The following is a 23,014-nucleotide window of genomic DNA, read 5'->3' as shown; positions in this document are numbered from 1 at the left end:
TCATGTCCACGTGGAGGAACGCCTGTGAGTGACGGGATGAAGCCGGATGTTGCGGCAGCCATCGGTCGGCGGATCCGGGACCTTCGGACGGCCCAGGACCTCAGCGTCGGCGCGTTGGCCGAGCTGAGCGAGGTCAGTCGCCGCATGCTGACCCAGGTCGAGCTGGGTCAGGCCAACCCCAGCGTCGCGCTGCTCGACAGGGTGGCCGCGGGTCTGCGGACGACCTTCGCCGAGCTGATCGGCGTGACGGCCGCGGCGCCGTCAGGTGGGATCGAGGTGTGGAGCACGAGTCAGGGCAGCTGGGCCTATCTGCTCAGTGCGACCGACGTCGGTACCCACTCGGTGGAGCTGTGGAAGTGCCACCTCGTCCGGGGAGACAGCAGCGAGGTACCCGGGATGCCAGGCGCCCCAGAGGTCATGCACCACGTCCTCGAGGGCGCGCTGGAGATCGTGCTGGACAGTGGCGAGCAGTTCCAGGTCGAGGAGAACGGGTCGTTGCGTCTCCCGGGTGAGGTTCGACGGCGCTACCGCAGCGCAGGCCCAGCGGGGACGACGTTCATCCGGGTCTTCGCGATGCCGGCGGCGAGCTAACCCGCGGAGGTCAGCGGGAGGCCGCGGCCGAGCAGGACCTGTTCGTACTCGTCGTGCGTGATCCATCCGCGGTCGACCGCTTCGGCGACCTCCTCCCACGGGTGATCGCCGGACTCGTCGTCACGGGGCGGGTACGGCCAGGCCGTGAGCTGGCGTACGAGCGTTGTCTGGTCGAGCTGACCGAGGGCGTACCGCTGGGCGATCTCGCGCGGTGACGCGCCTGCGAAGCCGTCCGGCACGGCGGACGCGTCGCGCGCGATCTTGAGGCGCTGGCTCACCGCACCCTGCGAGACGCCGAGCGCTTCGGCCAGGGCCTGCTGTCGTACGCCGGCCTTGATGGCCGCCACCATGGCGCGCTGCGTGTCGAGCCGGTCCAGGTCCTCGCGGAGCCGGCTCCTCTGTGCCTGCGAGATCAGCGTGTGCTGCTCCGGGCTGATGGGGTGGAGAGCCGCCTTCATGGTTTCGCTCCTGGTCTCTGGCGGTGTGTGGTCCGAAGTCCTGACGGCCGAAAGGAGTGAGTCGTTCCTCCCCTGTCGTCATGGAACCAGTTCCAGGGCCCTCGCGTCGGTTTTGACGGGCCTGACCGACAACCACAAGGGAGAACCACGGTGCGCAAGGGGACGCAGGTCACTGCGCAGGAGTGGCTCATCGGAGCGATCCTGGTGGTGGCCATGACCGTGGTTTCCGTTGGTGTCGGCGTCTTCGTCAACAGCGCCGACGCCTGCGAGGTCAACCGATCAACGAGCACCTGGCGCCCGCCGTTCCAGCAGGCCTACCGCCAGAGCAGCCCCTTCGGCTACCGCAACCACCCGATCACCCACACCCGCAAGCTGCACGCCGGCATCGACCTGGTGTCCGAGCCCGGCCCGGGGCCTGTGGTTGCCGCCTCCGCCGGCAAGGTCGTACGGGCGGGCCACTACGGCGGCCTCGGCAACACCGTGCAGATCCAGCACAACGGCGGCATCGCCACGTACTACGGCCACATGGCGCGCATCGACGTGCGGGTCGGCACCCGGGTCGCGATGGGTCAGCGGGTCGGTTTTGAGGGCAGCACCGGCGACTCGACCGGCGACCACCTGCACTACGAGGTCCGCCGCAACGGCTCCCCGGTCGATCCGCTGACGTTCATGGAGCAGCGTCACGCGGCGCTCGACGGCCGTCCGGTCGGCAAGTCCTACACCGGCACCGCCTTCGTGCTCCCAAGCGCCGGTACGCCGCGCCAGGCTTCCCTGGCCAACAAACCTCTCCCCGTCCCGGCCGGCATCAAGCGGCTGTACGTCAACGCGGCCAACCGCTACGGCCTCCCGTGGACGCTGCTCGCCGGCATCGGCATGGAGGAGACCGCACACGGCAAGAACAAGGGCACCTCATCCGCCGGGGCGAAGGGTCTGATGCAGTTCATGCCCGCGACCTGGCGCTGGATGGGTGTCGACGGCGACGGTGACGGCCGCGCTGACATCAACAACGACGCCGACAGCGCGATGTCGGCCGCCAACTACCTCACCCGCTCGGGTGCGAAGAAGAACCCGCAGGGCGTGCGTGACGCGATCTACTCGTACAACCACGCTGAGTGGTACATCAACGACGTCCTCTACTACGCGCAGTCCTACGGCGGCGGCTACGTCGGCAAGCCCCCGATGGGTTGCAAGGCGACCAAGAAGGCCGCCGGTCCGAAGATGCCGCAGATCGACAACAAGCGGATGGCGACCGTGGTCGGCTGGGCCCGCTCGCACGTGGGTGACGCGTTCGCCCTGGGCGCCAACGGCCCGAACACCTGGGACGCGTCGTCGTACAGCAGGACGGCGTACGCCCAGATCGGCGTCTCGCTGCCGCGCTCGTCCAAGGACCAGCGCAACTACCTGGCCCAGGGTCACGGCACCCGGATCCAGCCCGGCCAGGAGCGCCCCGGCGACCTGATCTTCATCAACAGCTACCGCGACCCGAGCACGATCGGCTACGTGGCGCTGGTCCACGACCCGAAGAAGAAGACGACTCTGGAGGCCAAGAACCCGCGTACGGGCGTCATCTACGGCTCGTACAAGGACTTCGCCAAGACGCAGCGCATCTTCGAGATCTGGCGTCCGGCCGACCCGAAGCCGGCGGTGAAGCCCGCCGCGAAGCCGGCACCGAAGGTCGCGCCCACCGCGTCGCCCAGCTCGACAGCGACAGCGACGCCGAAGCCGTCACCCACCCCGGAGACGCTGCCGCTCCCGGTGCCGACCGAGGCGCCCAGTTCGTCCGCCACGGCCAAGCCTTCGCCGACCTCCAAGTCGACTGATGCGAAGCCTTCGCCCACCTCGAAGCCGAGCCCGAAGCCGACGCCGAAGTCCATCCCGATCCCCACGCCCGACGGTCTGCCGCTGCCGCCGGCGCCCACGGAATAGCACCAGATCGGCACCGTCTCAGCGGCAATGCGCGCGTTCCCCCTCGGAACATCAAGAGAACATCTGAACTCTCGCCGTCCCCTTCCGGCTCGCTCCTCAACCATGCATACTCACGGGTACAGAGCTCGGCCCGCCACGACGGCGGCCGCGAGGAGGGGCGCGTGGCCAAGCAGTCTGCATCGTCCCGCCACGCACGGCCTTCGGCAGCCCCTTCCGCACTCTCTGTCGACGTGCCGTCCGACCCGCTGGCGCAGCGTGCACCGGCATGGTGGACGGATGGATATGTCCCCAAGCACCTCATCGAGGCCCAGTCCTCTCGGCTGAGTGGCGTCGCGACCTACGCGGTGGCGCCGGCGCTGCTGGCCGGGTTCGGCGTCGCCATGAGCACATCGCAAGCGGCCGCGAGCACTCCGCAACCTCCGCAGCCGGGAAGCAATGCCCAGCGATCTACCCTCCGGCCTGCAGGTGCTGAGCCCGCCAAGGGCAAGGCCAAGCCGGCCGCCGCCCAGTCAGCCAGCTCTTGCCAGGTCAACGTCGGTCTCGGTCTCGGTGGGTGGCGTACCCCGCTGAGCACCGCCTACACCGTGACCAGCCCGTTCGGGATGCGGATGCACCCGATCCACAAGGTCGAGCGGCTGCACTCCGGGGTCGACCTCTCGAGCCACCGCAACGACCCGGTCCTGGCCGCCGCGGACGGTGTCGTCGCGCGCAGCGGGCCCTACGGCGGACTGGGCAACTCGGTCGAGATCCGCCATGCGGGCGGCATCACGAGCATCTACGGTCACCTCGACTCCATCGCCGCCGACCTCCGCCCGGGCACCCAGGTCAGCGCCGGACAGCAGATCGGTGTCGAGGGCGCCACCGGTGACGCGACCGGGGTGCACCTGCACTTCGAGATCCGGGTCGACGGCAAGCCGGTCGATCCGATCCCCTTCATGCAGCAGCAACGGGTGTCGTTGGACGGTCGTCCGGGCTCCGCGGTCACGGTGGCCTTCGCCGGCGCAGTCCCGGCGTACGGCGCCCCGCGCAGGGCGTCACTGGTCAACCCGGCGGTCTCGATCCCGCAGGATGTCCTCGCCCTCTACAACGCCGCGGCCCAGCGCTACCGGATCCCGTGGAACCTGCTCGCCGGCATCGGCATGTCCGAGACGGCGCACGGTCGCACGAGCGCGGTCTCGTCGGCGGGCGCTCGCGGGCTCATGCAGTTCATGCCGGGCACCTGGAAAACCATGGGTGTCGACGGTGACGGCGACGGCAAGGCGGACATCAACAACCGCGCCGACTCGGTCATGTCGGCGGCCAACTACCTGACCCACTCGGGCGTCGCGAACGGCGCGGACGGCGTACGACGAGCGCTGCTCGCCTACAACCACGCCGACTGGTACGTCAACGACGTGCTCTTCTACTCGGCCGCGTACGCCGGTGCGGGCAACGCGGGTGCCGTTCCGGCCGCTGTCGAGGCCTCGCCTGACCAGTCGCCGGTCCCGACGCCGTCCAAGAACGCCGCCGTTGCCAAGGCGGCGCTGAAGCCGAGCTCTGGCAAACGGTCCTTCGAGCAAGTCGCGTTCGCCGTGCCGGCGCCGGGTTCGCCCCGCAAGGCGTCGCTGGCCAAGAAGGCGCAGCCGATCCCGCGAGCCATGCTCGAGCGCTACGTCGTGGCTTCGCAGAAGTACCACGTCCCCTTCTCGGTGCTCGCCGGCATCGGGATGGAAGAAAGCGCCCACGGCCGCGGCACAACGGCCTCGCCGGACGGCGCCAAGGGTCCGATGCGGCTCACGCCGGCGACCTGGAAGACCGTCGGTGTCGACGGCAACGGCGACGGTCGCGCGACCATCGGAGACGCGTCCGACTCGGTCATGGCAGCGGCCAACTACCTGTCCCGCGCGGGTGCGGCGGGCGGCCCGACGGCCCTCCGGCGGGCGCTGTTCGCCTATCACCACGCACAGACCTACGTGAACGACGTCCTCTACTACGCGCGTGTCTACTCCGGTGGCGGCGGGCCGGTCGATCACGGCACGTTCACGATCACGGACATGCCCTCGGCGGCGCCCGGCGCTGGCACAGCCGCTCCGGTGTGCGGACCGCCGGCCCTGGACACCGCGGCCGTCGTCGACTGGGCCAAGTCCCAGCTCGGCGACACGCACCGGATGGGCGCGACCGGCCCGGACGCCTGGGATGCCTCCTCGTTCGTGCAGAGCGCCTACGACCAGACGCACGTCAGCCTGCCGCGCACCGCCCAGCAGCAGCGCGACTGGCTGGCGGGCGGCAAGGGCGTACGCGTGGTGCCCGGGCGTGAGCGGGCCGGAGACCTGATCTTCGTCGACAGCTACCGCGGCCCCAAGCGCATCGGCAACGTGCTGATCGTGGTCGACCCGGTCAAGAAGATCGCGATCGCGGCATCCGACCCGACCAAGGGCGTCAGCTACCGCGGCTACGCGGACGCGCGCAAGAAGCACCACATCTTCGAGACCTGGCGCGTCAGCCCGACGACCGCGCCGGCACCGGTGGTGGCGATGCCGACAGCGCCAGCAGCAGGGCAGGTCGACCAGACGGCCACCCGAGGCAAGCACTCCGCGTCCGCGAAGGCGCATTCGAAGACGCACTCCAAGGCCGAGCAGCGACGCCGGGTGAACGCGCCCGTCAAGCAGGACGAGAAGCGCTCAACCAGGCACCGTCACCACAAGCACACCAACGGCGGCGAGTCCTACCAGAAGCCGGCCAACACCCACCGCTGAACCTGCCTGACCTTCGTTGAGCCCAGGCACTAGCCGGTTGAGCTCGGGACTCGGCTAGTGCCGAGTCCCGAGACGTGTTGGCATCCGAACAGACTCAGACCTCGCGATCGCCTTCCGCTGTCGGCAGGTCCTCCTGCGTACGGCGCTTCGCGGCGTACGCGGCGCCGCCGCCTGCCGCGGCGAGTGTCGTGGCCGTCAGCACCGTGACGGCGTTGCCGCCGGAGTCGCCGGAGTCGCCCATCTGGTCGGTCTGGACGGGCGGCCCGCTGACAGTCTGAGTCGGGGTGGCAGTCGGCGTCGGCTGACCGTGGCCAACCGGACCGGCGAGCTGTGGATCGCTGGTGGAAGCACGACCGTTCTCGACTCGTCCGGCGAGGTGACGCGCGAAAGAGGTGTCACCCGCCGTGGTGACGAGCACGTCGTACCACCCATGCTGTGCCGTCAGGTCCATGACGACCACCTGCGGACGTCCGCCGACGATGGTGACGGGCCGTCCTCCTGAGCGGGAGTACGCATCAGTGACCGTGACGGTGGCCGTGCGTGAGCTGGTGAGGGTGAGCCGGAGACGGTGACGGGAGTCGACGCCTGATGTGACCTCCACCGGCGTGCTGGCGGTGGTGCCTGCGTAGCGACGGAAGAATCCGTTGGGTCCGTGCAGCTGCAGGTCGTACGTCGGGCCGAGCGGCCAGGTCGGTGACAGGCTGTCCCCGGCGCCGATGGTGTACGAGAACGGTGCGCCTGCGACATCGCGAGACCGTGCTTGGAGGTGGACGCCGAGCCGCCCGGTGTTCTTGAGCGTTGCGCGAAGGGTCTTGCCGTCAACCACAGCAGCAGCCTCGACAGCGTACGCAAGAGCTCTTGAAGGGCGAACTCCCTTCTCCTGCTTGGGAATCAGACCCTTCGCGGGAGGTGTCGGGACGTAGTCCGGGTGCCGCGCGTTGTCCTGCGGCTTGTACGTCGTGGTGCTCGGCAGTGACGGCACCGTCGTGTGGGTGCGGCCGAAGTCGAAAGCGGAGGTCAGGTCGCCGCAGACGGCTCGCCGCCATGGAGTGATCTGGGGCTCCTCGACCCCGAACCGCTCCTCCATGAACCGGATGATCGAGGTGTGATCGAAGGTCTCAGAGCAGACCCAGCCGCCGGTGCTCCAGGGAGACACGACGAGCATGGGGACCCGCTGGCCCAGGCCGTACGGACCGGTCGCTCCGGCTGGTCCGGAGTAGATCTCGTTCTCGGTCGAGACCGTCGAATTCCCTTGCAGCTGAGGAGAGTTCGGGTAAGCAGGCACGACGTGGTCGAAGAAGCCATCGTTCTCGTCGTACGTGATCAGCAGTGCCGTCTTGCTCCAGACCTCGGGGTCGGAGGTGAGGGCGTCGAGGACCTGCGAGGTGTACCAGGCGCCGTAGTTGACGGGCCAGTTCGGGTGCTCCGTGAAGGCCTCCGGTGCGGCGATCCAGGAGATCTGCGGCAGCCGGCCGCCCTTGACGTCAGCGCGTAGCTGGTCGAAGAAGCCCTCGCCCTTGGAGGCGTCCGTCCCAGTACGCGCCTTGTCGTAGAGCGGGTCGCCGGCCTTGGCGTTGCGGTACTTGTTGAAGTAGAGCAACGAGTTGTCGCCGTAGTTGCCGCGGTAGGCATCTCCGATCCAGCCCCAGCCGTGGTCCTTGTCCAAGCCGTCGCCGACGTCCTGGTAGATCTTCCACGAAAGCCCAGCAGCCTCAAGGCGTTCGGGGTACGTCGTCCAGTCGTAGCCCTTCTCATCGTTGCCGATGACGGGTCCGCCGCCCTTGCCGTCGTTGCCGACCCAACCGGTCCACATGTAATAGCGGTTGGGGTCGGTGGAGCCCATGAACGAGCAGTGATAGGCGTCGCACACCGTGAAGGCGTCGGCCAGCGCGAAGTGGAACGGCATGTCGGGCCGCTTCAGGTGCGCCATCGTGGTCGTGCCCTTGGCCGCGATCCACCCGTCGTACTTGCCGCCGTTGAAGGCCGCGTGCGCGTCGGGCCAGTTGTGCGGCAGATCCTGGACGAAGGCGAGCCCGAGATCATCGTGGTCCGGCCGGAACGGCAGCGTCTCCATGGTGTCCCGCGCTTGGTGCCACACCGACTTGCCGCTCGGAAGGACGGCCGGGTGTGGGTCACCGAAGCCCCGGACCCCGCGCAGCGTCCCGAAGAGGTGATCGAACGAACGGTTCTCCTGCATCAGGACGACGATGTGCTCGACGTCCTTGATGGAGCCGTTCGTGCGGTTGGCAGGAATCGAGGCCGCCCGCGCCACGCTGGCGGACAGGGTCTCGGACAGCGCGGTGGCGGCTGCGGTGGCTCCTGCAATTTGCAGGAACCGCCGGCGATCGATCGTGGGCATGGATGGCTCTCTCCTGTGAGACGCGGGCAGCCCTCCCACAATGCACCCGGCGCGCAAACCATGTGCGACGTCCTAGCGACTCCTGACCGAAACTTGGCCGACAGTGCGATCCGCGTCGCTTCCCGAAACCCGGTAGCGACGCGGATCGCACTGTCGGCCAAGTCGGTCAGGCGTGGAGCTCGTGGAGGGTGAGCAGGACGAACGCCGCGGTCCAGGACAGGGGTGCCACGGCGGCCGGTGAGCCGTCGGCCAGCACCTTCTCCGGGAACGAGCCCACGCTGGTCCGGTGATCGGTCAGCCAGCGCAGCCGGCTCTCCGCTGCCTTGCGGTCACCGGTCGCCGCGGACGCCAGCGCGAACGCCGCGGTCTCGGGCGTCCAGCTGATGCCGTCCTTCTTCCAGTCGGCGCCGGGGGCGAGACCGCCGGCCGGGCGGATCATCTTGCCGGCCGCGGCGTCGAGCGCGTCGGTCGCGCCGGGTGGAGCGGTTGCTACGAACGGCGGTAGGGCGAACGCCACCGCCGCATCCTGCTCGTCACCGTCCTTGTCTCGTGGCCACTCGTGCTTGCCGAAGTGGGTCTCCACGGCCGCCGCCAGCTCGGTACGCCGGTCGCGGGCTGCCGCCGCGAGCTCGGTCTCCCCGAGCTCGGTCAGCAGCGTCGGCGCTGCCTCGAGCCCAGAGAGGAGCGGCGCCACGGTGCCGAGGGTGAGGTCGTCCTGCTCGATCTCCCAGTAGTCGGGTGAGGGAGCGGGCAGGTGGTCAGGAGTGTTGGTACTGATGAGGATTCGGCCAACGGACCGCATCAGCATGGTGCGCAAGGACCGCACGAGCTGCGCCGCGTCCGCGGAGGGGAGCGACCGGCGTACCTGCTCGGTCGCCCAGATCACCCAGCCGGACCCGTCGAGCTGCCGCTGCCGGTCGTCCGGCGCCCGGTCGGTGCCGGGCACGTAGCGGGCCTCGAACCAGCCGTCAGCGCGCTGCACACGCTGGAGGTAGCGGAGCGTCGAGGTGGCTTCTGCGGTGTGACCGGAGCGAGCGAGGGCCACGGCGGTTGCCGACGAGTCGCGGGGCCAGACGTAGCGCCACAGGGGTGACCAGCCGGCGACCGTGGCTCCCCCGGGTACGCCGGCCGTCAGCACGTGGAGGTCGAGCAGTGCGGAGCGGGCCAGTTCGGCATGCTCACCCAGGTTGCGCGTCCACGGCGCTGAGGACGAAACCCATTGCTGCTGCTTGGTATTGAGCGCCTGAGCGCCGGACGCAGCGCGCATCACCCGGCTGCCGGGGAAGATCAGGCGTCCCTCGCCGGCAGGCACGAGGTCACGTGTGGTCGGCGAGGTCAGCGCGACGGTCTCGGAGTAGAGGCCGGGTTGGTCGTGCCGGCCGCGCAGCCACCAGGTCGCGCCACCAGCGCCCGCCCCGGCTACGACGAGCCCGGCGGCACTGGCGCGCAGCACCGTCCGGCGCGACGGAGGGCCGTGTTCCTCCCCGACCGCACGCATAGGGGGAGTCTAGGTCTCGATACGGCTCGGCTAGCGCCTCGCCTACTCGACCAGCGCCTCGCCTACTCGACCAGCGGTGGGCGGATGGCGCCTCGCGTACTCGGCCAGCGGTGGGGTGGATGCGGCATAGGGTGTGTGCATGGTGAAGCCGCACCCCGCAGCTCGCGCCGAGGACGCGTTCAATGCGCAGGTCGCTCGACGCCTGGGCGGACGCGGCTGGACTCACCAGATCTTCCCCTACACCGGCTACGGCAACCCCCGTCTCGCGCGCGTGCTCGGTCGGGTCGCTCTCGGTCGGGACGGTCAGCCCGGCACCTCTCCCACAGCCGACGAGGCGCCCGTACGCCGGGGCATCCGGGTGTTCTTCGCGGCGCCGGTGTCCGAGGTGGCCGTGAGCGTGACCTTCGGTGACGCCACGATCGACACGGTCTCCGACCGAGGCGGCTACTTCGACGTCGACCTGAAAAGCCATGGCCTGCAAGCGGGTTGGCACGAAGCAACCATCACAGCGGGCGACGTCGAGGTCCGTGCTCCCGTGCAGATCATCGGTGACGACATCCGGTTCGGCATCGTCAGCGACATCGATGACACCTGCCTGATCACGATGCTTCCGCGGCCGATGCTGGCGGCGTACAACTCCTTCGTGCGCCAGGAGACTGCGCGACGTGTGGTGCCCGGAATGGCAGCCATGTACCGCTCTCTGCTGGCGCACCACCCAGGCGCGCCCATCGTCTACGTCTCGACAGGTGCTTGGAACACCCACGCCGTGCTGACGAGGTTCTTGCGGCGGCACGGCTACCCAGCGGGCGCGCTGCTGCTGACCGACTGGGGTCCGACCGAGTCGTCGTGGTTCCGCAGTGGCCAGGCTCACAAACGGGCTCAGCTGCGCCGTCTGGCGACGGAGTTCCCGCACATCCGGTGGGTCCTGGTGGGCGATGACGGCCAGCACGACCCGCAGATCTACGAGGACTTCGCGCTCGAGCACCCCGAGAGCGTCGAGTGCGTCGCCATCCGCCAGCTGACCCCGACCCAGCAGGTGCTGTCACACGGTCACCCGCTGTCCCACGACGACGTCTCGGGTCGTCCGCAGCAGGTGCCGACCCTGGAGGGCCCGGACGGCTACGCCCTGCACAGGCTCGTCACCTGGACCATGCGAAAGGCCCGCAGCGATGCCTGAGCTCCCCGAAGTCCAAGCCCTGACCGACTTCCTCCGCGGGCGGGTCGTGGACCTGGCCGTGACGGGAGTCGAGCTCGGCTCGATCAGCGTGCTGAAGACGTACAACCCTGCGCCGCAAGCACTTTCGGGCTTGATGGTCACGGACGTGCAGCGGCACGGCAAGTGGATCGACATCGACGTCGACGGGTTGCACCTGATCTTCCACCTCGCGCGCGCGGGCTGGCTGCGGTGGTCCGATGCGTTGTCGACCAACATGCTGCGGCCCGGCAAGTCCCCGATCGCGCTGCGTTGCCGCTTCTCCGACGGGTCGGGGTTCGACCTCACCGAGGCGGGCACCAAGAAGAAGCTCGCGGCCTACATCGTGAAGGATCCGCAGGAGGTGCCGGGCATCGCGAGCCTGGGGCCGGATCCGCTGAGCGAGGCGTTCGACGAGGCGGCGTTCGCGGCGCTGGTGAGCGGTCGGCGTACCCAGATCAAGGGACTCCTGCGCGACCAGTCGGTGATCGCCGGCGTCGGCAACGCCTACTCCGACGAGGCGCTGCACGCGGCCAAGCTGTCACCGTTCGCGATGGCCGGCTCGCTCAAGGACGACGAGGTGGAGCGGCTCTACACCGCGCTGCGTGAGGTGCTGCAGGGCGCGATCACGGCCGCGGAGGGCAAGCCGGCCAAGGAGCTCAAGGACTCCAAGCGCGCGGGGATGCGGGTCCACGGGCGTACCGGCGAGAAGTGTCCCGTCTGTGGTGACGTCGTACGTGAGGTGTCGTTCGCGGACCGGTCGCTGCAGTACTGCGCCACCTGCCAGACCGGCGGCAAGCCGCTGGCCGATCGCCGTATGTCGCGACTGCTGAAGTGACTCGCGGGTAGGTTGGTGCTCGTGAGCGAGTTCGACGATGCCCTCAGCCTGACGCCGACCGAGACCCCCGGCACCTACGAGGCCAGGCTCGACCGCAGCTGGACCATCGGCGGCGGCATCAACGGCGGTCTGCTGCTGGCGGTCATCGGCAAGGCGCTGTCCGAGACACTCGGGGCCGGCGGCCACGCCGACCCGCTGTCGATCACGGCCTACTACCTCGCGCCCGGCCGCCCCGGGCCCGTCACCATCGAGACGACTCTGGTCCGCAAGGGCGGCAGCGTCTCGGTCGGCAGCGCCACGCTGGTGCAGACCGACCAGGAAGGCAACCGGGTCGAGTCCATCAAGGTGCTCGGCACGTTCACCGACCTGGACCGGGCGCCGACCGACGTGGACAACCGCATCGAGCCGCCGCAGATCCCGGCGCCGGAGCAGTGCGTCCGCAGCACCGACGCACCACCGGAGTCGCTCAAGGGCGCCGAGCTGCTCCATCGGACCGAGCTGCGGCTCGACCCGGCCACCGCGATGTGGGCGCTGGGCAAGCCGAGCGGCAAGGGCATGATCCAGGCGTGGATGCGGATGGCCGACGGGCGTGAGCCGGACCCGCTCGAGCTGCTCTTCGCGTGTGACGCGCTGCCGCCCGCGTCGATGGATCTCGGCAAGCCCGGCTGGGCGCCGACGATCGACTTCACGGTGCACGTGCTCGGCAAACCGGCGCCGGGGTGGCTGCGGCTCAAGCACTACACCGAACACATCGCGTCCGGGCACTTCGTCGAGGACTGCGAGGTCTGGGACAGCGAGGACCGCTTGGTCGCGCAGTCCCGCCAGCTCGCCCGCCTGCCCCGCTGACGTCGTACGCGCCGCCCCGCCTTTCGACTACCCCGCCGATCTGTCCACCACCCCTCGTGAGGTGACCGGTCACGTCACGAGGGGTGGTGGACAGATCGGCGGGGTAGTGGGCGGTCAGAGGACTTCGGGGGCCTTGTCGCCGGTGCTGACCACGGACTTACCGCCCTGCTCCCACGCCTTCATGCCGCCTTCGACGTTGACGACGTCGTAGCCCTGGGCGCTCAGCCACTGCACGGCCCGGCCCGAACGGCCACCGCTGCGGCAGATCACGGGAAGCGGCTCGGCGTCGGGCAGCTCATCGATCCGCGCCGGCACCTCGGCCAGCGGGATGTGGACGGCACCTGGCGCGTGGCCGGCGTCCCACTCGTCCTGCTCGCGCACGTCGAGCACGACGGCGTCGTCGGCGAGGTCCTGCGGTGTTGTTGCCTGTTCGCTCATACGGCCCATCGTGCCCTGCCGGTCCATTAGGTTCCGAAACGCGGCCGAGACCCGGTCGCAGGAGCAGAACCGGAGGAGCCATGCGGACCCTGAGCACCATCGCGGCGGCCGTCGCCATCGGCGCGACCCTCGCCCTGTCCCCCACCGCATCCGTTGCGGCCGAGAAGCCGACGCCCGGCCCGACCAAGGGGCCCTGCGCGTACACGCCGTTGGAGGACCAGACGTACTCGACCTGGGTCGGGCTGCCGAAGGACCCGAAGCACACACCGAGCCACGGCTGGAAGCCGATCACGCTCAAGACCAACCGCGGCGACATCCCACTGCTGCTGGAGCGGTCGAAGGCTCCGTGCACCGTGCAGAACTTCGAGTTCCTGACCCGCAAGAAGTACTTCGACGACACCAAGTGTCACCGGCTCACGGCCTACCAGACGCCGCCGTCCGCGCTGTCCGTCCTGCAGTGCGGTGACCCGCTCGGCACCGGCTGGGGAGACCCGGGCTACTCGTTCAAGGACGAGCTCGCGAGCGCCAAGGAGCTCCCGAACTGGCCGGGCTTCCCCGACGGCAGCCGCAAGAACTACACCCGCGGCACGCTCGCGATGGCCAATGGCGGTCCGGACACCAACGGCAGCCAGTTCTTCCTGGTCTACCAGGACTCGCGCCTGCGCCCCGACTACACAGTCTTCGGGCACATCAGCGAGCGCGGCATGAAGGTCCTCGACAAGATCGCCGCGGGCGGGATCGACCCCGGCACTGAGGGGACGCCCGAGGACGGCAGCCCCAAGCTCACCACGATCATCAACCGAGCCAAGCCTGGTTTCTGACGGCCATCGCCGGTGGAGTAGGCGGAGCGCTAGCGCAGCCGTATCGAGACCCTGGTACGTCCGTCGCCGGGTCTCGATGCGGCTCGCCTACTCGACCAGCTAGTCGGCGAGGTAGCCCGTTGCGGGGTCGATCTCCGCGAGGAACGACTGGATACCGCTCTCCAGTTCGGCGCGCTCTGACCATCGGTGGTCGCTGCGCACGGTGGTGAAGCCGTAACCCGGGTTGGGTCCGCTCAGCCACGTCAGGTGCCAAGCCCCCGGCTGGTCCGGGTCGGCTTCGGCGCTGAACGTCTCGCCGTTGACGACCAAGGTCATGGGTTCAGGGACATCTCGCACCAGCCCAGTCTCCCTGGCAGGTACGAGGACTACCCTCGCGCGAGTGAAGATCCTCTCCATCCAGTCGTCGGTGGCGTACGGCCACGCCGGCAACAGCTCCGCCGTCTTCCCCCTGCAGCGCCTCGGCCATGAGGTGTGGCCGGTCTACACGGTGCACTTCTCCAACCACACCGGCTACGGCCAGTGGAAGGGTGTCGTGTTCGAGCCGTCGACCGTCGCCGATGTCATCAGTGGCATCGAGGAGCGCGGCGTCCTGCCCGAGTGCGATGCCGTGCTGTCGGGCTACCAGGGCGCGGAGGCCATCGGCGAGGTCATCCTCGACGCCGTGGCCAGGGTCAAGGAGGCCAACCCGAAGGCCATCTACTGTGCCGACCCCGTCATGGGCGACGTCGGGCGCGGCTTCTTCGTGCAGCCGGGCATCCCTGAGTTCATGCGCGACCGGGTCGTCCCCGCGGCCGACATCATCACGCCCAACCAGTTCGAGCTCGAGTTCCTCACCGGGTCCGAGGTGCACTCGGTCGCGGACCTCGTCGCTGCGGCAAATACGTTGCGGGACAAGGGTCCTCGTACGATTTTGGTCACCTCGGTGCAGACCGACGAGACCCCGGCCGACTCCGTACAGATGGCCGTCGTCAGTGACGAGGGCGCCTGGCTGGTGACGACTCCGCTGCTGCCGCTCTACGTCACCGGTGGCGGTGACGCGACGGCCGCGATCTTCCTGGCGCACGTGCTGACCGATGGCCCGGCCGAGGCGCTCGCCAAGACCGCCGACTCGGTGTTCGGGATCGTCGAGCGGACGCACGAGGCAGGCACTCGCGAGCTGCAGCTGGTCGGCGCTCAGGAAGCGATCGCCCACCCGAGCGGACGATTCACGGTCGCTGAGCTCACGTGAGCGACGTCGTCACCTTCGAGCTCCTCCACGCTGACCAGGCCCAGCGCTCGGTCAACGATGTCGCGCTGGTCGCGCCCACCGACGTACGCGTCCGGCCGGGCCGGGGTGTGGTCCTCCGTGGTCCCAACGGAGCCGGCAAGTCCACGATGCTGCGGATGATGACGGGGGCGGCGTTGCCGAGCTCCGGCACGGTGACGCTCGACGGCAAGAAGGTCGATGAGCGAGTCCCGCGAGTGCGCGAGGTGATCGCTGCGCTGCTCTGGCCGATCACCGGTTACCGCGAGCTCACCGTGCAGGACCACCTCGTCCTGGTGGACCAGACGTGGGGTGGGCAGCGTGAGACCTGCGCGGACCGGGTCAACGCGATGTTCGACCTGCTCGATATCGAGCCGCTCCGGCACCGCTTCCTGCACGAGCTCTCCTCGGGTCAGCGCCAGCTCGCCGACCTCGCGATGACGCTGATCCGACCGAGCGGCGTGCTCGTCCTGGATGAGCCCGAGCAGCGGCTCGACAGCGACCGCCGCGCTCAGCTCGCGCGAATCCTGTTGGCACGCAAGCAAGCCGGCGCCGCACTCCTCGTCGCCTGCCACGACGAGAGCGTCATCGAGGTGATCGCGGACGACACGGTCACGCTGACACCGGTGCCGTTGTGAGCGACTCCGTCGGTCGACTGGACGACACCGAGCGGCTCTTCGCCGTGACCGAGCTGGCGTACGACGGGCACTCTCAGCTGGGCCGGGCGGCGTACAGCATCTACATCTCCGCACTCTTCGCCGGGATCTACGGGACCACGCTGTCCCAGGCCATCTTTCAAGCCGTCGTGGACAACGCGACGGCCCGCGACCGTTGGGACACCTGGGCGCTGCCCGTCGGTCTGCTCCTGGTCGTCGTCCTGATCGCGGGACTGTTCCGGCTCGGTCGGCTGCGCGGGCCGGTGCTGCCGGACCTGAGCCTGGTCGACCTGGTGCTGCCCGCGAGCATCGACCGCCGCCGCGTGCTGCTGCCGTGGTGGCAAGCCACCGACCTGGTCGCCACGGTGGGAGCCGGCGTGGTCGGCATCTCGATCGGTGGTGGCATGGCGGTCGCGCACCTGACCTCCGGCCTCTCGGCGGTCATCGGCGCTGTCGGTGGGGCCCTGCTCGGCTGGCTGTCGGTCCAGGTGTGGTTGCGCGGTCAGGTGCTCGGTGCGGAAGGTCCGCCGAGTCCTCGAGACATCGCGCGGTCGGGTGCGGCACTCGCACAGCTCCGGCAGCCCGAGTTGCGCGAGCAGGTCGTGCTCAGCCAGACCATGACGGCTGCGCTGTACGCCGGGGACGCGTCGTACCTGCGCCGCGAGGTCCAGCTGGGCAAGCCTCGTTTCCGACGAATTCGCTTGCCTGCGTGGGGATCTGGACCATCCGTGCTCGCGGCCGACGTGCTCGCCCTGCTCCGCGCACCGTGGTCGACCGCGGTCGGGTTGGTGCTGCTCTGCGTGGGTGCGCCCGCGGCCTGCTGGGCGGTCGGCCAGGACGACCGGCTGGCTCTGCTGCTCGGTCTGTCGCTGCTCGTGATGGGCGCCGGCGTCGGCCGTCTCGTGCGCGGCCTCCGCTCCCTCGCCGATGGCGCGGGCAACGTCACGCTGCTCGGGATGTCCGCGCCCCGTGAGGCCACCCTGCACCTGGTGGTCGGGCTGGTGCCGGTCGTCGTGATCTGGGGTGTGGCCACGATCTTCGTGGGCGGTGGCGTGGCGCCGTCGTTGGTGTCGCTGGTTGCCGTGGTGCTGCTGCTGGCCGCTCAGCAGCTGCTCGTCGCGTTCCTCGGCGGACTGCCCTCCGAGCTGATGGGACTGGGCGGCGGTGCTGGGCTGGTGCTGTTCTGGGCGCTGCTGCCACACCTGGGTGTTCTCGTCGTGGGCCTGATCGCTGGCGGACTCGCGGCGCTCGGTGGCGATGCGGTGGGGCCACTCGTGTCGCTGTCGGCTCTCCTGCTGCTGCTCGGCGCCCAACGCTTGCGCGCGCGTACGGCCCCCGAGCGCTAGCCAACGCGCGTTGCGCGGGCGGGCGGGTCTAGGACCCGACGCCGTCCGTGGATCCGACCTCTGCCCGATCCTGCGACTAGCACATCATCGGGGAGAGCTGAAAATAGCACCAGCTCATGCTGCAATTGTAACGCCTAGATGTTACAGTTGCAGCACTTGACGTGAGGAGCAAGGATGTCGGCCGTGCTTGAGGTGAGTGATCTTGCTGCGAGTCAATGGGGCCTGCTCACCGCTGCGCAGGCACATGCCGCCGGGATCTCTCGGATGGCTCTGACGCGCATGGTCGATGAGGGGATTCTGGAGCGTCCTCGTCATGGCATCTACCGTCTCGCTGGCTCTCCGGCGCACCGGTTCGACTCCCTCAGGGCGGCATGGCTCAGTCTGGATCGTCGCCCCCTGCTCGCATCCGAGCGTGTCCTTGGCTCATCGCCGCCGGCGGTGGTTTCTCACCGCTCTGCTGCGCTGCTGCTGGACATGGGCGATATCGACGCCGATATCCATGAGTTCAGCGTCGCTACCCGGAAACAGACACGGCAGCCGGATGTGCGGCTGCACCGAGCTCAGCTGGACCTCGAGCGCTGGACCGTCGTGGACGGTCTGCCTGTGACCACACCGGTGCATACCGTCGTCGATCTGGCCCGTGGCCGCCTCGATGGTGGCCACCTCGCAACGGTCGTACGCGACGCCACGACCAGTCACGGCGTCCACCCGGACGATCTCGCCGAGGCGCTGCGCCCGTACGCGCACTACTACTCCGCCCCCGCCGGCGACGGCAACGCCCTGGTCGCCCGGCTTCTGCAGGAGGCGGGCATCCCTGATGCTCTCGACCGCACCGTCCGCCTCGCTGGGGCATCCGCCGGGCTCGAGGAGCTGCAGCGGGCTGTAGACAGTCTGCAACTAGATGTTCCGAGGGCAGCACTGGAGCCTTGGCTTGCAGCTAGTGCACAGCTGTCCGCGTCGCCAGCGCTGCAGCAGGCCACTAGCCCGCGCGCCATCGAGAATCTGCGCCGGGCCCTGGCTGTTCTGGTCGATGAACAGGTGCCGCCGGCGTACCTGGAATCGCTCCGTCCGGCGCTCAAGGCCCTGGCTGAGCAAGCAGCGGCCACGGCCGTGCGCCCGCGATGATGCTCGAGGTAGACCGGTGATCAACGGCTCCCCTCAGTACCGCACCGCGGAGGCGTTCCGCCGCGCCCTCCATGCTCATGTCAAGGCCGAGCACGACCGCACTGGCCGTCTCTCCGAGCACCTCAATCGCGAGTTCGCCTACCAGCGCTTCCTGGCACTGGTGTTTGCCGCCGCGCCAGAGAACTGGGTGCTCAAGGGCGGCGGCAGCCTGATGTTCCGTCGACCTGGTGCCCGCTTCACGCGAGACCTCGACCTGTTGAACCTCGACCCTGTCACCGCCAACGAGGCCGTCGCCGAGCTGCGCGACCTCGTCCGGCCCCAGCCCGGAGACCACCTCACCTACGTCTTCAATCGCGTTGAGACACAACAGGATCGCGACCAGGCATCCATCAGGGTCATCGCCTCGATCGGCACGACCGAGTTCACCCGCTTCGACATTGACCTCGTCCTCAACCGCCCGCTGCGCAGCGCGCCCGACCGCGTCCACCCTGAACCTGTCATCGACATGCCGGGCCTGCCGGCCATGCCCGTCGTACTGCTCCACCCCGTCCCCGACCAGCTCGCCGACAAGGTGTGCGCGATGTATGAGCCCCATCACGGCGGACACGCCTCCAGCAGGTACCGCGACCTGCACGATCTCGCCCTCATCATCGACACTGAATCTCTCGATGCGGCAAGGGTGCTCGCCGCCCTCACGCATGAGAGGAAGCGCCGGTCCCTCGAGCTGCCAGCTGCGGTGACCAGCCCGGGTCTCGCCTGGGCGAAGGGTTACGCCAAGGTCGTCGACGGCACCTCGCTGCCCGACCACCTGCGCACCCTCGATGGCGCGCTCACCGCTGTCGGTGCGTGTATGGACCCGCTGCTGTCCGGTACGCGTACAACGGGTACGTGGGAACCGCGTCAGGGCTGGAGGACCTAACGCACGACCACCCGGCAAACCTTCCGGAGTACGCGGAGTCGCGGACGGCGCCGGAGGGTTAGTCGCCCGGGACGTACGACGCGGGCTGGGGAGCGGTTCGGCCGCCCCACTCCATTCGGCACCACGGCAGGACGAGCTCGTCCGGCTCAGCGACCTGCCTCGGCGCGTAGTCAGTCAGCGGCCGGACGTCGCCGTGGCGGGCGTGCACCGTGGACGCGTACCGGTGCCCGGTGTCCGGCACGACAAGCAGTCGGGCGCGCTCCTCGTCGCCCTCCCGGCCGGCCTCGGCCCCGGCAGCAGCGTGGACCGCTCCGCTGGACAGTCCCGCGAACAGCGCATGCCGGCGCAGCAGGTCGACCGTGCCCGAGCAGGCAACCTCGTGCGAGATCCAGTGCACGACGTCGTACGCCGTGTGCCGGACGTTGCCGAACGGGATCGAGCTGCCGATTCCGGCGATCAGCATGTCCGGGTCGTCGACGTGCTCGGACCCGAACGTGACGCTCCCGAAAGGCTGTACGCCGACGAGTCGCGTTGGCAGGGACCGCGAAATCCCTTGGGAGAGAGCGAAGCTCGAGACACCCGAGCCAACGGCCGCCACCACGGTTACCGCGGCGTGTCCCCGAGCGGCGAGCGCGCCGCCGACCGCCTCACCGACCGGCGCATAGCCGTCGTCATGGATCGGGTCGTGGTACTGCCGCATCCAGTGCACCCGCGGTTCGGCGGTCAGGATCTCCTGAATGCGTGCCACGCGACGGTCCTGGTCCTGGCGAAGGCTGTCGGTCGGCGGCATCTGCTCGAGCTCGACACCGAGCAGCTCGAGCTGTGCCCGCTGGACGGGATCGATCGTGGTGGATCCGATGATGCGACAACGGATTCCGAGCTCATGGCAGGCCAGCGCCAGAGCCTGAGCGTAGATGCCGCTGGAGCTGTCGATCACCGTGTCTCCGACCGCGACGCGGCCCTCGGACAGGAGCCGCAGCAGAGCACCGCGCGCCGAGAGCACCTTCATCGACTCGAACCGGATGGCGTAGGTCGTGGCATCGAGAGCGATCAGGTCCGGACGGCCGATGGCCTGGCCCGCATGGGAGAAGACCTCCATGTCAGCGGCCGGTCGGGACGTCGTACCAGCCATGGACGCGTACGCCGGCGCGTTCCAGCTGCGCCGCACATCGCCGGACTCCCGGCAGGATCCCGGCCGAGCCGCCGGCGAACAGGACCCCGGCCACGTTGCCGCTGTGGGCGACCTGGACGCCGACGCCGCCATGCCGCAGGCACGCGGCCTTGAGGTGGCCGAGCTCCACCTTGGGCAGCCGCTCCTGGTTGAGTTCGGCGCTCTCGGTTGCCACAGCGCCCAGCGCAGCGGGGTCAGCCGTCGCCAGCGCACTCCGGACGCGGGCCCGAAGCCGTTCGTAGTCGGGCAGATACGCGTGGTCCGGCGCCGCGCAGCCCTCGGTCTCGACCGGCCGACCGGCCCCGGTCTCGCACGACAGCACGACCATCGGCGGGAGGGCCGCACCGAACTCCTCGATCACCCGTCCCTGGCGCTGCGCGAACAGCACCGCTCGTGGCAGATGAGCCAACGGGTCGCAGGCTCCCTCAGCGGCGGCTCCGAACCGGCACAGGTCCGCGTCCTCCACGGTCGCGCCGACCGCGTCCATCGCCGCGCGCATCGCGGCCAGGACGTCGGCCGAGGATGAGCCCATACCGACGCCGACCGGGAGACGCCCGCGCAGATGCAGCACGCCACTCACCGCGGGCGCTCCATGAGCGGCGCGCAGGTGGGTGAGGAGCTGTTCGGTGGCCAGACGTGCACGAGTCTTGTGCGGCGGGTTCACCACGACCGAGACGCCCTGGCCGATGGCGGTCGGCCGGAACGTTGCTGTCGCCCCGACGCGATGCCACGGCAGCGTCAGCAGTCCGGGTCGACAGTCGCCGCCGTCGTCGAAGACGCCCTGCAGCAGCTCACCGTGATGTGCCGGAGCTTCGCCGGTGCCAGTCCGTACGAGTGTGCCGGCTGTCGTTGTCATGTCGGCTCTTCATGGGACGAGTCGCGCAATCGCATCGCCATCAGCAGTGCGCCGGCCATGATCACAGCGAGCGTGCCTCCCACTGCGTGCCAGCCGCCGAGACGCAGGGCCAGCGCGACGAGTGCGGCGCCGAGGAAGACCCCGAGGCTCTGCCCAGACGCGTTGAGGCTCAAGGCCGTTCCGCGGACCCGTCCAGCCCGACGCACGACAAGCGTGACCACGGTTGCGGCAATCATCGCGTGACCGGCAGCGACTGCGGAGACCGCGACCAGAGCGACGATCAGCGACGGACTCATGAACAGCGTCGCTGCCCCGACGGCGCCGAGGGCACAGCCGCGCCGCAACAGGGTGCCGGCGTCCCCGGATCGACTGAGGTGACGTCCCGTCCACCAGCTGCCGAGGAAGAACGACAGCCCCGACAACGTCCAGACCAGACTGAACGTCGTTGCCGACAGACCGTGCCGATCGTCGAAATAGGCTGCTACATATGCAAGTTGGCCCATGAAGCAGGTCGTCCGGGCAGCGGAGATGAGCAGCAACCCCGGCACACCGGGCAAGGACAGGACCGTTCGGAATGCCTCTCGATAGCCCACGGCAGCTGACGGCTCGACGATTGGTGCCGGTCGGCGTACGACCAGAGCGGCCACGACCACGCAGGCGACTGCCGCGACCACGAAGTCGCCCTGCCAGCCCCACCACAGCGCCGGCACGGCGAGCAGCGGAGCGGCAAGCACGGCTGTGAGCGTCGTCGTCGAGGACACCAGGGTGGCGGCCCGCCCGGAGGCCGCGGCGCCGGCGTAGTGATCGGCGGCCATGACCGACAACGCCGGGTTCAGCAGCGACGTCCCGGCGCCGATGAGCAGGCTGAACACGACCCACGTCGCGGTCGAGCTCGCAAGCGAGAGAAGGCAACCCGCTGCCAGCAGCGCGAGTGCCCCCGCGGCGATGTGTGCACGGCTGAGCCGGTCGACGACCGGTGCGGCGAGGGCGCCTACGGCCAGTGCGGCCAGCCCGCCGAGCCCCCGCAGTGCTCCGACCACATCGATGTCCGAGCCGGCATCGGATGCGATCGGTACGAGGAACGTACTGAAGACGGTGAACGGCACGAGGCCCAGAGCAGCAGCGACAAGTAGCGGCCAGAGGGCGCGAACCATCTGTCGATCGGGAGGCACGACGTCCGCCCCGCCGACGGCCGTCCCGGTCGTCACGAGCTCCCCTGGGGGTAGAGGTAGAGCGGGGAGGCGTCAGCGCTCAGCTGGGAGAACGGCATTGGCTCGGCCGAGAGCGCGGTGACGCCCGAGCCGAGGAACTCTCGTACGACTGCTGCCGCGCTCTGGGCGTACATGGTCAAGGGGATACCGCGGCTCTGGCAGGTCTCGCGGATCACGTCGAAGGAGCCGTTGCCCACGGTCATCCCAGTCGCGAGGACGGAATCTGCTTGCTGGAGAACGGCATTCATGTCACGCGTCACCGGATCGCCCCAGTGGGTCTGCTCGAGGGCGAGGTCACACGGGAGGCACTCACCGCCACGCTCGCGGATGGCGGCGACGAGCGGGTTGACCACTCCGATCAGCGCGACCTTCTGACCGGGCGTGATGTCCAGCAGCGACGTGACTGCCGCATCGCGAGCCACCGCACGCTGGTCGGGTGTGCCCGTGGGCAGCGTGACGAGCTCGGCTCGCGGGTCGTCGCGGTGGGGTCGGACCGCACCGAGGCAGGCGTCCAGCGCGGCGATGCGCACCGGCAGCGCCGGGTGGGCAAGCAGCTCGGCGACGGTGCTGCCGGACAGGTCAGCGACGGCGCCGTCCAGCTCGCCCTCCTCGACCGCGCAGGCGCCGAACGCTGCCTCGACGCGGACGAGGACGTAGCGGTTGCGGAAGAGCTGAGGGCTACCGGCGAGCCGGGTGCCGTGCTGCACCCAGAAGACACTGCGAGCCCTCAGGTCGGCGTACGCAGGGTTGGCCAAGGTGGACGCGATCAGGTCGTCGACCGTCAT

At 69.3% G+C, this 23,014-nt stretch carries 21 protein-coding genes; 12 read left to right on the top strand and 9 right to left on the bottom strand.

Annotated features, from left to right (window positions below; genetic code table 11):
- Positions 1-24: 24 nt before the first annotated feature.
- The gene (locus VV02_RS01035) at positions 25-591 is read left to right on the top strand and encodes an XRE family transcriptional regulator (protein WP_245632965.1); all 567 of its coding nucleotides are present in this window, start codon (positions 25-27) and stop codon (positions 589-591) included.
- Here VV02_RS01035 and VV02_RS01030 read toward each other — a convergent pair.
- The gene (locus tag VV02_RS01030; protein WP_052589324.1) at positions 588-1,049 is read right to left on the bottom strand and encodes a sigma-70 family RNA polymerase sigma factor; all 462 of its coding nucleotides are present in this window, start codon (positions 1,047-1,049) and stop codon (positions 588-590) included. The two genes, VV02_RS01035 and VV02_RS01030, sit on opposite strands and share 4 nt — an antisense overlap.
- A gap of 150 nt (positions 1,050-1,199) precedes the next feature.
- Between VV02_RS01030 and VV02_RS01025 the strand changes: the two genes are divergently transcribed.
- Together VV02_RS01025 and VV02_RS01020 are read left to right on the top strand one after the other, a co-directional pair.
- Entirely contained in the window at positions 1,200-2,975 is a 1,776-nt protein-coding gene (locus VV02_RS01025) for a M23 family metallopeptidase (protein ID WP_052589323.1), read from the top strand.
- Positions 2,976-3,205: 230 nt separating this feature from the next.
- Positions 3,206-5,710 (top strand): peptidoglycan DD-metalloendopeptidase family protein, encoded by a 2,505-nt coding sequence (locus VV02_RS01020; protein WP_157063210.1) that lies wholly within the window; start codon positions 3,206-3,208, stop codon positions 5,708-5,710.
- A gap of 94 nt (positions 5,711-5,804) precedes the next feature.
- Here VV02_RS01020 and VV02_RS01015 read toward each other — a convergent pair whose 3' ends face one another.
- Entirely contained in the window at positions 5,805-8,069 is a 2,265-nt protein-coding gene (locus tag VV02_RS01015; RefSeq protein ID WP_083449815.1) for a phosphocholine-specific phospholipase C, read from the bottom strand.
- Between the two features lie 166 nt (positions 8,070-8,235).
- Positions 8,236-9,567 (bottom strand): glycoside hydrolase family 15 protein, encoded by a 1,332-nt coding sequence (locus VV02_RS01010; RefSeq protein ID WP_052589321.1) that lies wholly within the window; start codon positions 9,565-9,567, stop codon positions 8,236-8,238.
- A 139-nt stretch (positions 9,568-9,706) separates the two neighbouring features.
- Between VV02_RS01010 and VV02_RS01005 the strand changes: the two genes are divergently transcribed.
- The 3 genes from VV02_RS01005 to VV02_RS26770 are packed head-to-tail and all read left to right on the top strand — an operon-like array spanning position 9,707 to position 12,443.
- Positions 9,707-10,744, top strand: a complete 1,038-nt coding sequence (locus VV02_RS01005) for an App1 family protein phosphatidate phosphatase (RefSeq protein ID WP_052589320.1) — start codon at positions 9,707-9,709, stop codon at positions 10,742-10,744.
- Complete coding sequence (locus tag VV02_RS26775; RefSeq protein ID WP_052589319.1) at positions 10,737-11,597, top strand: Fpg/Nei family DNA glycosylase; 861 nt, start codon at positions 10,737-10,739, stop codon at positions 11,595-11,597. Before VV02_RS01005 ends, VV02_RS26775 begins: the two co-directional genes overlap by 8 nt.
- A gap of 21 nt (positions 11,598-11,618) precedes the next feature.
- A complete protein-coding gene (locus tag VV02_RS26770; protein ID WP_052596381.1) occupies positions 11,619-12,443 on the top strand; it encodes an acyl-CoA thioesterase in 825 nt (274 codons plus the stop codon).
- A gap of 114 nt (positions 12,444-12,557) precedes the next feature.
- Here VV02_RS26770 and VV02_RS00990 read toward each other — a convergent pair whose 3' ends face one another.
- Positions 12,558-12,881 (bottom strand): rhodanese-like domain-containing protein, encoded by a 324-nt coding sequence (locus VV02_RS00990; protein ID WP_052589318.1) that lies wholly within the window; start codon positions 12,879-12,881, stop codon positions 12,558-12,560.
- Positions 12,882-12,961: 80 nt separating this feature from the next.
- Here VV02_RS00990 and VV02_RS00985 point away from each other — a divergent pair, with 80 nt between their 5' ends.
- Positions 12,962-13,702 carry a peptidylprolyl isomerase gene (locus tag VV02_RS00985; RefSeq protein WP_052589317.1) on the top strand — a complete coding sequence of 247 codons (741 nt, stop codon included), beginning with the start codon at positions 12,962-12,964 and terminating at the stop codon, positions 13,700-13,702.
- A gap of 99 nt (positions 13,703-13,801) precedes the next feature.
- Here the strand turns inward: VV02_RS00985 and VV02_RS00980 are convergent, their stop codons facing one another.
- A complete protein-coding gene (locus tag VV02_RS00980; RefSeq protein WP_052589316.1) occupies positions 13,802-14,017 on the bottom strand; it encodes a hypothetical protein in 216 nt (71 codons plus the stop codon).
- A 64-nt stretch (positions 14,018-14,081) separates the two neighbouring features.
- Here VV02_RS00980 and pdxY point away from each other — a divergent pair, with 64 nt between their 5' ends.
- From pdxY to VV02_RS00955, 5 genes are all read left to right on the top strand, one after another.
- Positions 14,082-14,930 (top strand): pyridoxal kinase PdxY, encoded by an 849-nt coding sequence (gene pdxY, locus VV02_RS00975; RefSeq protein WP_052589315.1) that lies wholly within the window; start codon positions 14,082-14,084, stop codon positions 14,928-14,930.
- Positions 14,927-15,583, top strand: coding sequence for an ABC transporter ATP-binding protein (locus VV02_RS00970; RefSeq protein ID WP_052589314.1), 657 nt, complete (start codon positions 14,927-14,929; stop codon positions 15,581-15,583). The genes pdxY and VV02_RS00970 overlap by 4 nt, the downstream gene beginning before the upstream one ends.
- Positions 15,580-16,947: a hypothetical protein gene (locus VV02_RS00965; RefSeq protein WP_052589313.1), complete on the top strand. Its 1,368-nt coding sequence runs from the start codon at positions 15,580-15,582 to the stop codon at positions 16,945-16,947. Before VV02_RS00970 ends, VV02_RS00965 begins: the two co-directional genes overlap by 4 nt.
- Before the next feature lie 174 nt (positions 16,948-17,121).
- On the top strand, positions 17,122-18,072 hold the full coding sequence (locus VV02_RS00960; RefSeq protein ID WP_083449814.1) for a type IV toxin-antitoxin system AbiEi family antitoxin domain-containing protein: 951 nt from the start codon (positions 17,122-17,124) through the stop codon (positions 18,070-18,072).
- A gap of 16 nt (positions 18,073-18,088) precedes the next feature.
- Positions 18,089-18,991 (top strand): nucleotidyl transferase AbiEii/AbiGii toxin family protein, encoded by a 903-nt coding sequence (locus tag VV02_RS00955; protein WP_052589312.1) that lies wholly within the window; start codon positions 18,089-18,091, stop codon positions 18,989-18,991.
- A gap of 58 nt (positions 18,992-19,049) precedes the next feature.
- Here VV02_RS00955 and VV02_RS00950 read toward each other — a convergent pair whose 3' ends face one another.
- Genes VV02_RS00950 through VV02_RS00935 form a run of 4 tightly spaced genes read right to left on the bottom strand, consistent with a single transcriptional unit; the run spans position 19,050 to position 23,014 of the window.
- Complete coding sequence (locus tag VV02_RS00950; protein ID WP_218917328.1) at positions 19,050-20,123, bottom strand: pyridoxal-phosphate dependent enzyme; 1,074 nt, start codon at positions 20,121-20,123, stop codon at positions 19,050-19,052.
- The gene (locus VV02_RS00945; RefSeq protein WP_052589311.1) at positions 20,092-21,018 is read right to left on the bottom strand and encodes a GHMP family kinase ATP-binding protein; all 927 of its coding nucleotides are present in this window, start codon (positions 21,016-21,018) and stop codon (positions 20,092-20,094) included. The genes VV02_RS00950 and VV02_RS00945 overlap by 32 nt, the downstream gene beginning before the upstream one ends.
- Positions 21,015-22,226 carry an MFS transporter gene (locus VV02_RS00940; protein WP_157063208.1) on the bottom strand — a complete coding sequence of 404 codons (1,212 nt, stop codon included), beginning with the start codon at positions 22,224-22,226 and terminating at the stop codon, positions 21,015-21,017. The genes VV02_RS00945 and VV02_RS00940 overlap by 4 nt, the downstream gene beginning before the upstream one ends.
- Positions 22,223-23,014, bottom strand: coding sequence for a Rossmann-like domain-containing protein (locus tag VV02_RS00935; RefSeq protein ID WP_052589310.1), 792 nt, complete (start codon positions 23,012-23,014; stop codon positions 22,223-22,225). Before VV02_RS00935 ends, VV02_RS00940 begins: the two co-directional genes overlap by 4 nt.

The organism is Luteipulveratus mongoliensis (assembly GCF_001190945.1).
In the GTDB taxonomy this organism is placed as follows: domain Bacteria; phylum Actinomycetota; class Actinomycetes; order Actinomycetales; family Dermatophilaceae; genus Luteipulveratus; species Luteipulveratus mongoliensis.
Note: the sequence above shows the minus strand (reverse complement) of the source record. Positions and strands in the feature narration are given on the sequence as shown.

Bases quoted from the DNA above. Each gene is read 5' to 3' on its own strand.
- VV02_RS00985 (WP_052589317.1), top strand. From the start codon at position 12,962: ATGCGGACCCTGAGCACCATCGCGGCGGCCGTCGCCATCGGCGCGACC.
- VV02_RS01005 (WP_052589320.1), top strand. From the start codon at position 9,707: ATGGTGAAGCCGCACCCCGCAGCTCGCGCCGAGGACGCGTTCAATGCG.
- VV02_RS00960 (WP_083449814.1), top strand. From the start codon at position 17,122: ATGTCGGCCGTGCTTGAGGTGAGTGATCTTGCTGCGAGTCAATGGGGC.
- VV02_RS01015 (WP_083449815.1), bottom strand. From the start codon at position 8,069: ATGCCCACGATCGATCGCCGGCGGTTCCTGCAAATTGCAGGAGCCACC.
- VV02_RS00935 (WP_052589310.1), bottom strand. From the start codon at position 23,014: ATGACGGTCGACGACCTGATCGCGTCCACCTTGGCCAACCCTGCGTAC.
- VV02_RS00990 (WP_052589318.1), bottom strand. From the start codon at position 12,881: ATGAGCGAACAGGCAACAACACCGCAGGACCTCGCCGACGACGCCGTC.
- VV02_RS00950 (WP_218917328.1), bottom strand. From the start codon at position 20,123: ATGGCTGGTACGACGTCCCGACCGGCCGCTGACATGGAGGTCTTCTCC.
- VV02_RS00945 (WP_052589311.1), bottom strand. From the start codon at position 21,018: ATGACAACGACAGCCGGCACACTCGTACGGACTGGCACCGGCGAAGCT.
- VV02_RS00980 (WP_052589316.1), bottom strand. From the start codon at position 14,017: ATGACCTTGGTCGTCAACGGCGAGACGTTCAGCGCCGAAGCCGACCCG.
- VV02_RS01030 (WP_052589324.1), bottom strand. From the start codon at position 1,049: ATGAAGGCGGCTCTCCACCCCATCAGCCCGGAGCAGCACACGCTGATC.
- VV02_RS26775 (WP_052589319.1), top strand. From the start codon at position 10,737: ATGCCTGAGCTCCCCGAAGTCCAAGCCCTGACCGACTTCCTCCGCGGG.
- VV02_RS01010 (WP_052589321.1), bottom strand. From the start codon at position 9,567: ATGCGTGCGGTCGGGGAGGAACACGGCCCTCCGTCGCGCCGGACGGTG.